The organism is Limnohabitans sp., from assembly GCF_023910625.1.
Lineage (GTDB): Bacteria > Pseudomonadota > Gammaproteobacteria > Burkholderiales > Burkholderiaceae_C > Limnohabitans_A.
This window is the reverse complement of record NZ_JAAVVW010000003.1, coordinates 1981945-1991766: the sequence shown is the minus strand read 5'-3', so window position 1 is coordinate 1991766 and position 9822 is coordinate 1981945. Positions and strand designations below refer to the sequence as shown.

The 9822-nt window shown below is 59.4% G+C and carries 13 protein-coding genes and 1 pseudogene; 9 read left to right on the top strand and 5 right to left on the bottom strand.

Translation table 11 applies throughout. From position 1 onward, the window contains the following. Positions 1-3 precede the first annotated feature (3 nt). From HEQ17_RS12930 to HEQ17_RS12920, 3 genes are read left to right on the top strand one after another with little or no spacing between them, the layout of a single operon-like run. Positions 4-1269, top strand: coding sequence for an aromatic ring-hydroxylating dioxygenase subunit alpha (locus HEQ17_RS12930; protein ID WP_296293106.1), 1266 nt, complete (start codon positions 4-6; stop codon positions 1267-1269). A 5-nt stretch (positions 1270-1274) separates the two neighbouring features. Further along, positions 1275-1754, top strand: coding sequence for an aromatic-ring-hydroxylating dioxygenase subunit beta (locus HEQ17_RS12925; protein ID WP_296293104.1), 480 nt, complete (start codon positions 1275-1277; stop codon positions 1752-1754). A gap of 2 nt (positions 1755-1756) precedes the next feature. Continuing rightward, positions 1757-2080, top strand: a complete 324-nt coding sequence (locus tag HEQ17_RS12920) for a non-heme iron oxygenase ferredoxin subunit (protein WP_296293103.1) — start codon at positions 1757-1759, stop codon at positions 2078-2080. A gap of 22 nt (positions 2081-2102) precedes the next feature. Here HEQ17_RS12920 and HEQ17_RS12915 read toward each other — a convergent pair whose 3' ends face one another. From HEQ17_RS12915 to HEQ17_RS12905, 3 genes and pseudogenes are all read right to left on the bottom strand, one after another. Next, positions 2103-2411 (bottom strand): type II toxin-antitoxin system RelE/ParE family toxin, encoded by a 309-nt coding sequence (locus HEQ17_RS12915; RefSeq protein WP_296293102.1) that lies wholly within the window; start codon positions 2409-2411, stop codon positions 2103-2105. 18 nt (positions 2412-2429) lie between these two features. Next, positions 2430-2699 (bottom strand): prevent-host-death protein, encoded by a 270-nt coding sequence (locus HEQ17_RS12910; protein ID WP_296293101.1) that lies wholly within the window; start codon positions 2697-2699, stop codon positions 2430-2432. Positions 2700-2750: 51 nt separating this feature from the next. Beyond that, positions 2751-2855, bottom strand: a pseudogene (locus HEQ17_RS12905) (S-adenosylmethionine:tRNA ribosyltransferase-isomerase); the annotation flags it as partial. Between the two features lie 216 nt (positions 2856-3071). Here HEQ17_RS12905 and HEQ17_RS12900 point away from each other — a divergent pair. Beyond that, positions 3072-3371: a type II toxin-antitoxin system RelE/ParE family toxin gene (locus HEQ17_RS12900; RefSeq protein ID WP_296293754.1), complete on the top strand. Its 300-nt coding sequence runs from the start codon at positions 3072-3074 to the stop codon at positions 3369-3371. Further along, positions 3368-3646 (top strand): helix-turn-helix transcriptional regulator, encoded by a 279-nt coding sequence (locus tag HEQ17_RS12895; RefSeq protein WP_296293100.1) that lies wholly within the window; start codon positions 3368-3370, stop codon positions 3644-3646. Before HEQ17_RS12900 ends, HEQ17_RS12895 begins: the two co-directional genes overlap by 4 nt. A 30-nt stretch (positions 3647-3676) precedes the next feature. Here the strand turns inward: HEQ17_RS12895 and queA are convergent, their stop codons facing one another. Together queA and HEQ17_RS12885 are read right to left on the bottom strand one after the other, a co-directional pair. Continuing rightward, positions 3677-4759, bottom strand: coding sequence for a tRNA preQ1(34) S-adenosylmethionine ribosyltransferase-isomerase QueA (gene queA / locus HEQ17_RS12890; protein WP_296293099.1), 1083 nt, complete (start codon positions 4757-4759; stop codon positions 3677-3679). 69 nt (positions 4760-4828) lie between these two features. Continuing rightward, positions 4829-5194 carry a response regulator gene (locus HEQ17_RS12885; RefSeq protein WP_296293098.1) on the bottom strand — a complete coding sequence of 122 codons (366 nt, stop codon included), beginning with the start codon at positions 5192-5194 and terminating at the stop codon, positions 4829-4831. Positions 5195-5353: 159 nt separating this feature from the next. Between HEQ17_RS12885 and HEQ17_RS12880 the strand changes: the two genes are divergently transcribed. Genes HEQ17_RS12880 through ubiA form a run of 4 tightly spaced genes read left to right on the top strand, consistent with a single transcriptional unit; the run spans position 5354 to position 9769 of the window. Further along, positions 5354-5767, top strand: coding sequence for a hypothetical protein (locus HEQ17_RS12880; RefSeq protein ID WP_296293097.1), 414 nt, complete (start codon positions 5354-5356; stop codon positions 5765-5767). Between the two features lie 43 nt (positions 5768-5810). After that, positions 5811-7880: an ATP-dependent DNA helicase RecG gene (gene recG / locus HEQ17_RS12875; RefSeq protein WP_296293094.1), complete on the top strand. Its 2070-nt coding sequence runs from the start codon at positions 5811-5813 to the stop codon at positions 7878-7880. 16 nt (positions 7881-7896) lie between these two features. Further along, the gene (locus HEQ17_RS12870) at positions 7897-8859 is read left to right on the top strand and encodes a LysR substrate-binding domain-containing protein (protein WP_296293092.1); all 963 of its coding nucleotides are present in this window, start codon (positions 7897-7899) and stop codon (positions 8857-8859) included. A 52-nt stretch (positions 8860-8911) separates the two neighbouring features. Continuing rightward, positions 8912-9769, top strand: coding sequence for a 4-hydroxybenzoate octaprenyltransferase (gene ubiA / locus HEQ17_RS12865; protein ID WP_296293091.1), 858 nt, complete (start codon positions 8912-8914; stop codon positions 9767-9769). Positions 9770-9822 lie beyond the last annotated feature (53 nt).

The window sequence follows — 9822 nt, the reverse complement described above, 5'->3', positions numbered from 1 at the left end:
ACCATGACCGAACACCCCATCCACTGGGAAACGCCCGGCACCAGCCGCGTCCCGTTTGCCGTGTACACCGACGAAGACCGGCACAAAAAGGAGCTGGAGCGATTCTTTTACAAAAGCCACTGGAGTTATGTAGGCCTGGAGGCCGAGATTCCGAATGTGGGCGACTTCAAGCGCACGGTGGTCGGCGAGCGATCGGTCATCATGACGCGCGCCACCGACGGTCAGATCCATGTGGTCGAGAACGTCTGCGCCCACCGAGGCATGCAGTTTTGCCGCCAGCGCCACGGCAACCAGAAAGAGTTTGTTTGCCCCTACCACCAGTGGAGCTACACCCTCCAGGGCGATTTGCAGGGCGTGCCCTTTCGGCGCGGCGTGCGGCAGGGCGGCAAGGTCAATGGCGGCATGCCCGCAGACTTTGACCCCAAGGACCACGGACTCACTCCCCTGAAAGTGGCCACACGCGGTGGCGTGGTGTTCGCCTCGTTCGACCACAACGTGGAGTCGCTCGAAGACTTCATGGGCCCGGCCATCCTGAAATACTTTGACCGCCTGTTCAATGGCCGAAAACTGGTGGTGCTGGGCTACAACCGCCAGCGCATTCCAGGCAACTGGAAGCTGATGCAGGAGAACATCAAGGACCCCTACCACCCAGGCCTGCTGCACACCTGGTTTGTGACCTTTGGCCTTTGGCGCGCCGACAACAAGAGCGAGCTGCGCATGGACGCGCACCACCGCCACGCGGCCATGATCTCGACGCGCGGCAGCGCGGGCCAGGCCTCAGGCGCGGCCTCGCAGGTCACGCAGGTGAGCAGCTTCAAAGACAGCATGCAGCTCAACGACCCGAGTTTTCTGGACATCGTGCCCGAGGACTGGTGGCAGATGGAATACCAGATGCCCACGGCCGTGATGATGACGCTGTTCCCCAGCGTGATTTTTCAGCAACAGGTCAACAGCGTGTCCACCCGGCACATCCAGCCCGACGGGCATGGCGCGTTTGACTTTGTCTGGACGCACTTTGGCTTTGAAGACGACACGCCCGAGATGACCGATCGCCGCCTGCGCCAGTCCAATTTGTTTGGTCCGGCGGGCTTTGTCAGCGCGGACGACGGTGAGGTGATCGAGTTCTCGCAGCAAGCCTTTGAGACCAAACCCGAACACCGCATGCTGGTGGAGCTGGGCGGACGCGATGTGGGCGAGACGGACCACATGGTGACCGAGACGCTGATTCGGGGCATGTACGAATACTGGCGCAAAGTGATGGAGGCCTGAACAAAATGACCATGGTGAACTTTGAAACCCACATGGCCTTGACCCGCCTGTATGCCGATTACGCCTTGGCCGTGGACAGCGGCCATTGGGATTTGTGGCCCGAATTTTTTACCGAGCAGTGCGTGTACAAACTCATTCCGCGAGAGAACCATGAGCGCGGATTTCCGCTGTGTACCTTGTCGTTCACCAGCAAAGGCATGCTGAAAGACCGCGTGTATGGCATTCAGGAAACGCTGTACCACGACCCCTATTACCAGCGCCACGTGGTGGGCGCGCCGGTGGTGCGCCGCGTCGATGGTGAGCGCATCCATGCCGAGGCCAACTATGCGGTCTTCCGCACCAAGCTCGACAAGGCCAGCACGGTGTTCAATGTGGGCCGCTACATCGACACCATCGTGCCCACCCCCGAGGGCCTGAAGTTCGCCGAGCGCCTGTGCGTGTACGACAGCGAAATGATCCCCAACGCCATCATTTACCCGATATGACCATGAGCTTCCCAAAAACCGAGTGGACCGACGTGGCCGCCGAGGCCGATTTGTTTGAGGGCGCAGGCATCGCCGTGACGCCCGAGGGGCAGGACATTGCCCTCTTCAAACTCGAAGACGGCGTTTTCGCCATCAACAACCTGTGCACCCACGGCAACGTCAAGCTCTGCGATGGCTTCGTCGAAGGCGACCATGTGGAGTGCCCCTTCCATCAAGCGCAGTTCAGCCTGCGTGACGGTTCGGTGGCCTGCGGCCCGGCGACCGAGCCGGCCAAGACCTGGCCCGTCAAGGTCGAGGGCGGGCGTGTGTTTATTCAGCTGGCCTGAATTGGACAGAACGCGATATTCGTCAATGGAAATCGTCTTCTCTTTGATGTCTCACGGCCAGTATGGTCACTGTTTGAGCGTCTTCAATTTCAAAAAGTGCCAGATACCCAGATGCTCCAAAGGAAATGATGAGCTCTCTGAGCAGAGGGCCGTGTGCACCATCGGCTGCTTTGCGACATGAAAAAGGCGATTTGCGTAAAAAATCCAGACCGTTTTCAATCGCCTGCAATGCCCGTTCAGCTGTATGAATGTCAAATTCCAATAGGAACTCATAAAGCCGGTTTAGATCAGATTGGGCTTTCGCCGTGAAGCGAACTTGAAACTCATCCATGAGCGAGTCCGGTCATACTCAAGACGCCGAGGACTTGGCGTTGATCAGTTTGCTCTTTAGTTCCTTCAGCACGTCATCAGCTGAAAAATAGACCTGACTTTGACGGGCTTCATCGGCAGATCGCAAACCACGGGCGATGAACTCGTCTTCGGCCGCGCGGTGTGCGATGAATCTTTCCAGTGAGATTTCCATCAGCTTGGAAATGGTCTCATTGGGGCGCAGTGCCTCTTCGGCGGCTTGTCTGAGTTCCGGACTGACACGAAGGGCTGGGAGTGTGGCGGTTTTCATGGAAGCCTTTCAATTGCAATGCAATTGTAATGCGCCAGCGTCTTGACAGGTTCAATCGAACTTTGTGCGCCTCAGCAGCATCGAATCCCCATAGCTGAAAAACCGGTATTTCTGCGCAATCGCGTGTCGGTACAAACCCATGATGTGTTCGTAGCCCGCAAAGGCGCGGAGTGGGCGGGTTTTCTGTTGTTGACGTCCTAAGCTTTGTTGGGTGTAATTATTTGGTCATTAAATTTCAACCAATAGGTCGTTATTCTCAACTCGCTCTTAATGACGGCAGGGCAAGATTGAGATTGAAGCTCATACCGGATAAAAATCTCTTTTTTGATATGATTCGATATGGCCAAATGGTCGGTTGAAACCTTGAACGAAGTGGTCGACGAGGAGTTGACAGCACTTCCGCTCGACATGCGTGGGCGATTTGTTCGGGTTTCTTTGCTGATTGAAGAGTTTGGCCCGTTCAATGTCGGGATGCCCCACATCAAAGGCCTGAATGGCAAATTGTGGGAGATTCGGGTCAGCGGACGAGATGGTATCGGCCGGGGGATCTATGTCGTGGCTTCAGGTCGACGAGTTGTTGTTTTGCATGTCTTCATCAAGAAGACCCAAAAAACGCCTGACCGAGCCCTGCAACTTGCAAGCAAACGCGCCAAGGACGCTGGATTGATATGAGCAAAATCACCGCACTGCACAAAAGCTGGCTTCAAACTCCCGGCTACGACGAGGCCTTTGAATCGTCACGGATCGAGTTTGAATTGGCGCGACAGTTGATTGAAACCCGAGTCAAAAGTGGCCTGTCTCAGGGTGAGCTGGCTACAAAGATGGGGACATCCCAATCGACGATCGCACGCCTTGAAAGTGGTGCGTCCATGCCGTCCATGCGCACGCTGGCCAAGTTTGCCCTGGCGACCAATTCGCAACTTCAGATCTTCTTCAAGCCTGCCTGAGAATTTGGGCCATGGCTTGAGGAAGCTGCTTTAAGTGCGGCGCCTCAGCAGCATCGAATCCCCATAGCTGAAAAACCGGTACTTCTGTGCAATCGCGTGGCGGTACAAACCCATGATGTGCTCGTAGCCCGCAAAGGCGCTGACCAGCATCATCAAGGTACTTTTGGGCAGGTGGAAGTTGGTGATCAGCAGGTCGACCACTTTGAACTCAAACCCTGGGGTGATGAAAATCTCGGTATCGCCGCTGGCCTGATTGAATTTGGCCCACGATTCCAGCGTGCGCACGGTGGTCGTGCCCACCGCCACCACTTGGCCGCCACGCGCCTTGCACTCTGCAATCGCTTGCTGGGTGGCTTCGGGCACTTCGTACCATTCGCTGTGCATGTGGTGTTCGGTAATGTTCTCGGTCTTGACCGGCTGGAAAGTGCCCGCACCGACATGCAGCGTCACGCTGGCGGTGTGTACACCCCGCGCTGCCAAGGCGGCCAACACCCCTTCGTCAAAATGCAGCGCTGCCGTGGGTGCGGCCACCGCGCCAGGGGCGCGCGCAAACACGGTTTGGTAACGCTCGGCGTCTTCTTCGGTGTCCTCGTGATCGGCTGTGCCCGCAGGGCGTTCAATGTAGGGGGGCAGTGGCATCACGCCGTGCTTTTCCATCAGCGCATGGGGTTCGTCACTCAGCTGCAGGTGAAACAGTGGACCGTTGGCGTCGGGCCAACGGCCCAAGAGCACCGCATCAAAACCGCCATTGTGTGCGCCGCCCGCCATGTGCATCTTGCCGCCCAGCAGTGGCTTTTTGCTCACCTTCATGTGCGCCACCACCTGGTGGCCCTGCAGCACGCGCTCGATCAGCAATTCCAGCTTGCCGCCTGAGGCCTTCTCGCCAAAGATGCGCGCCTTGATCACCTTGGTGTCGTTGAACACCAGCAGGTCGACCGGGTTGAGCAGGCCGGGAAGGTCACGAAAAATCCGGTCGGTGACCGCCCCGGGTGCGCCGTCGAGCAGGCGCGAGCCGCTGCGCTCGGCGGTGGGGTGTTGGGCGATCAGTTCGGGGGGGAGCTCAAAGTCGAAGTCGTTGAGCGTGAAACTGCGGGGGGAGGTAGAAGAGGACATGGTGCGTGGGCTTGACAGGCCCGTTCGTAAAAAGCTTTAGATTCTCGCACGCTAAGTTTCAATAGACCTTTAACCCGCAATGCACACTTCAATTTGTCGAAGCAGTTCATTCAGGCGAAAAGGTTTGGACATAAATGCGGCTGCGCCAAGTTCAAGTGCTGTCTCTTCTTGAACTAAAAGACTGCCTGACATGAGGATGACAGGGGTGTTGTTGTTTAGGTTTTTGAGTAGTATGACCAATTGAAAGCCATCCATGCCTTCCATGTTGACATCACACAAAATGAGGTCAGCAAGAGCAAAGTTGTCCTGTGCCAAAAAGTCCTCAACACAACGGAATGTCAACACCGCGAATCCGTGAAAAATCAACACTTCTTTCAACGTATGGCGTAATGAGTCGTCATGTTCAATGATGGAAATTTGCTGAGAAATTTTCATTTTGTGAGTGTGTGCACGATGACCAACTTGATAAATCTGATGCGCTACAAATCACCAAAACTTTCAAAAACAGAAAGGCCGCCAGAATTGTAATAAACATTAACAAAATTTGTGATAAAAAACACAAATTAAATTTGAGTTCAAAGCTACTTTCGGAGGATGAACACCCCATCCGAAACGGAAGCATTTGCAACGCGACTCAAGCAAGCACTTGAGTGCGTTGGGGTTCGCATTTCACCAACCGTGGTGGCCAACGAGTTCAACCTGCGGCATTGGGGCCGCAGCATCACCCCCCACACCGCGCGCAATTGGTTGTTGGGCAAAGCCATTCCCACGCAAGACAAATTGCGGGTGTTGGCCGATTGGTTGCAGGTCAGCCCGGATGAGCTGAGGTTTGGTCGGTCGGGCGGCGTTGTCATGCCCGCAGAGGCTTCGACCGACCCGGCTTCGTTGGGCATGGCCGATCGTGAAATGCTCAGCCGTTACCTCGGCTTGGATGTGAATGACCGCAAAACGGTGCGCGAGGTGGTGACGGCTTTGTCTTTGGCTGCCAGCTTGAAGTCAAAGGGGTGATCGCCCCACTGTTGTGCAGACTTGGACACGGCACAATCGCCCAATGCCCTCCCCGTCAGCCTCCGCGCCCGCCAAAACCCTCAGCGCCCCGCAAAAGGCGCTGATCAAGCTCGGCTTGAAGCGCGACATCGATCTGGCGCTGCACCTGCCGCTGCGTTACGAGGACGAGACCCGCATCGTCAAGCTGCGCGATGCGCGCGAGGGCGACACGGCGCAGATCGAGGCCACAGTGACGGCTTGCGAGATCACGATGCGGCCACGCCGCCAGCTCTTGGTGACGGTGGATGACGGATCGGACACCTGCGTGATGCGGTTTTTCAGCTTCTACCCCTCGCACCAAAAGGCGCTGGCGGTGGGCAACCGCATTCGGGCGCGGGGCGAGGTCAAGGGCGGTTTCATGGGGCTGACCATGATGCACCCCACTTTCAAGGCGGCGGGTGGCCAGTTGGCCGAGGCACTAACCCCGGTTTACCCGACCGTGGCGGGGCTGGCCCAAGCCTATTTGCGCCGTGCCGTGATCACCGGGCTGAACCACGCTGATCTGAGTGAAACCATGCCTGCTGGCGTCGCTTGGCCCGACCCGCGTGGGGCTTGGACGCTGCGCGCTGCGCTGCAGTTTTTGCACCACCCCACGCCCGATGTGTCGCTGGCCGCTTTAGAGGACCGCAGCCACCCGGCCTGGGTGCGCCTGAAATGCGAGGAGTTGCTGGCGCAGCAGTTGTCGCAGCTCACCGCCAAGCGCGAGCGCGATTTGTTGCGCGCCCCGGCTTTGAAGATGAAGCGCGGCGCTTTGCACGACCAGTTGCTGGCCGCCCTGCCCTTTGGCCTGACGAAGGCCCAGCAGCGCGTGGGGCGCGAAATTGCCAAAGATTTGAGCCGCCCGGTGCCCATGCACCGTCTGCTGCAAGGCGATGTGGGCGCGGGCAAAACCGTGGTGGCGGCGCTGGCGGCCATGGTGGCGATTGACGCGGGTTGGCAATGCGCCTTGATGGCCCCGACCGAGATCTTGGCCACCCAGCACTTTGCCAAGTTGGTGGGCTGGCTTGAGCCTTTGGGCGTGAAGGTGGCTTGGTTGATTGGCAGCCAGAAGAAGAAAGAGCGTGCCGCCATGCTGGCGCTGATCGAGTCGGGCGAGGCCGCGCTGGTGGTGGGCACGCACGCGGTGATTCAAGAGCACGTCAAGTTCAAAAACTTGGGGCTGGCGGTCATTGACGAGCAGCACCGCTTTGGCGTGGCCCAGCGCCTGGCCTTGCGCGGCAAGATGCAGGCCCCCGGCATGGAGCCGCACATGCTGATGATGACGGCCACGCCGATTCCGCGCACGCTGGCCATGAGCTATTACGCCGACCTGGATGTGTCGGTGATCGACGAACTGCCCCCGGGCCGCACGCCCATCGTGACGCGGGTGGTGTCGGACCACCGCCGCGACGAAGTGGTGTCGCGCATCGGTGCGCAGTTGCAAGAAGGGCGGCAGGTGTACTGGGTGTGCCCTTTGATTGAAGAAAGCGAAGCCCTGGACCTGACCAACGCCACGCAAACCCACGCCGACCTGAGCGAGGCGCTGCCGGGTGTGATGGTGGGTTTGCTGCATTCGCGCATGCCGGTGGCCGAGAAAAAGGCGGTGATGGAGCTCTTCACCGCAGGCGTGATGGGCGTGCTGGTCAGCACCACGGTGATCGAGGTGGGGGTGGATGTGCCCAATGCCTCGCTGATGGTGATCGAGCACGCCGAGCGCTTTGGCCTCTCTCAGCTGCACCAGCTGCGCGGCCGGGTGGGGCGCGGCGCGGCGGCGTCGGCCTGCGTGCTGCTGTATGGCACGCCCGAGGGCGGACGCCTGAGCGAGACAGCCCGCGAGCGTTTGCGCGCCATGGTGGAGACGAACGACGGTTTCGAGATTGCCCGGCGCGATTTGGAGATTCGCGGACCCGGAGAGTTTTTGGGGGCGCGCCAGTCGGGTGCACCTTTGCTGCGTTTTGCCGACCTGGAGACCGATGGGCATTTGCTGGACTGGGCGAGGGCCTTGGCCCCGCAGATGCTGGACCAGCACCCGCATCTGGCCGAGCGGCACATTGGCCGGTGGTTGGGTGGAAAATCCGAATACCTCAAGGCTTGATGTTCAAATCACCCCCATGACCCTGACCGAACTCAAATACATCGTGGCCGTGGCCCGCGAAAAGCACTTTGGCAAAGCCGCCGAGGCTTGCTTTGTGTCGCAACCCACGCTGTCGCTGGCCATCAAGAAGCTGGAAGAAGAGCTGGAGGTCAAGCTGTTCGAGCGCAGCGCCAGCGAGGTCTCGGTCACCACCTTGGGCGAAGAAATCGTGCGCCAAGCGCAAAGCGTGCTGGAGCAAGCCGCCGAAATCAAGGAAATTGCCAAGCGGGGCAAAGACCCGCTGGCCGCGACCATGCGGCTGGGGGTCATCTACACGATCGGGCCTTATTTGCTGCCCGATTTGGTGCGCCAAATCATCACCGATATCCCGCAAATGCCGCTGATGCTGCAAGAAAACTTTACTGTGCGCCTGCTGGAGATGCTGCGCACGGGTGAGCTCGATTGCGCGATTTTGGCCGAGCCCTTTCCCGAGTCGGGCCTGGCGATTGCGCCGCTGTACGACGAGACCTTCATGGCGGCCTTGCCGCTGAACCACCCGCTGGCCAAAGAGGCCTTCATCACCCCCGACCAACTGAAAAACGAGACCATGCTGCTGCTGGGGACGGGCCATTGCTTTCGCGACCATGTGCTGGAGGTGTGCCCCGAATTTGCGCGCTACGCCAGTCAGACCGATGGCATCCGCAAGACCTTTGAGGGTTCGTCGTTGGAGACCATCAAGCACATGGTGGCCGCAGGCATGGGCGTGACGCTGGTGCCGCGCCTGTCGGTGCCCGACCTCAAGCCGGTGCACAAGCGCTCGGGCGGGCACAGCGATTCGCCCGTGCGTTATTTGCCCATTGTCGACCCGGCAGGCGGCAAGCCGCCCACGCGCCGTGTGGTGCTGGCTTGGCGGCGCAGTTACACCCGCTATGAGGCGATTGCTGCCATGCGCAATGCCATCTACGCCTGCCCCTTGCCGGGTGTGACGCGACTGTCGTGACGGAACGGGTTTTGACACGAAACCGGCGGTCGTTCGCCGCAGACCACTCAGCATGACCGAGAAACTCAAGCTTTACCTGGACCTGATCCGCTGGAACCGCCCTGCCGGATGGTTGCTTTTGTTGTGGCCCACCCTGTCGGCTTTGTGGGTGGCGGCCGGTGGCTTTCCGGGGTGGCACCTGTTGGCCGTGTTCACTTTGGGCACCATCCTCATGCGCAGCGCGGGCTGTTGTGTGAACGACGTGGCCGACCGCGACTTTGACAAGCACGTCAAGCGCACCGCCGAGCGTCCGGTGACCAGTGGCCGCATCGGCGTGAAAGAGGCGCTGGGACTGGGTGTGGTGCTGGCCTTGCTCGCCTTTGTGCTGGTGCTGACTACCAACCTCGCCACCATCTTGTGGTCATTTGCAGCGCTGGCCGTGACCTTGGTCTACCCCTATGCCAAGCGGGTGGTGTCCATGCCGCAAGCGGTGTTGGGCGTGGCCTTCAGTTTTGGCATTCCCATGGCTTTTGCGGCGGTGCAGGGCGAGGTGCCACTGTGGGCTTGGGGCTTGCTGATGGGCAACTTGTTTTGGGTGTTGGCCTACGACACCGAATACGCCATGGTGGACCGCGACGATGACCTGAACATTGGTATGAAAACCTCGGCCATCACGCTGGGCCGCTGGGATGTGGCGGCCATCATGGGCTTTTATGGGGCGTATTTGGCCATCTGGGCCGCCTTGCTGGAGGCTGCCACGCGCAGCCATTGGTTCTGGCTGGGCCTTCTGGGTGCTGCCTTGCAGGTGGTCTGGCATTTCGCCTTGATTCGGGGCCGCACCCGCGAGGGTTGCTTCAAAGCCTTTCGGCTCAACCATTGGCTGGGCTTCAGTGTGTTTGCCGGTATCGCACTGTCTTACGCTTGGGCCTGAGGGCGCGTCCGGCCCGCGCGAGGCTTGTCAGCCACCTGGCGGCGCAGGAGGGC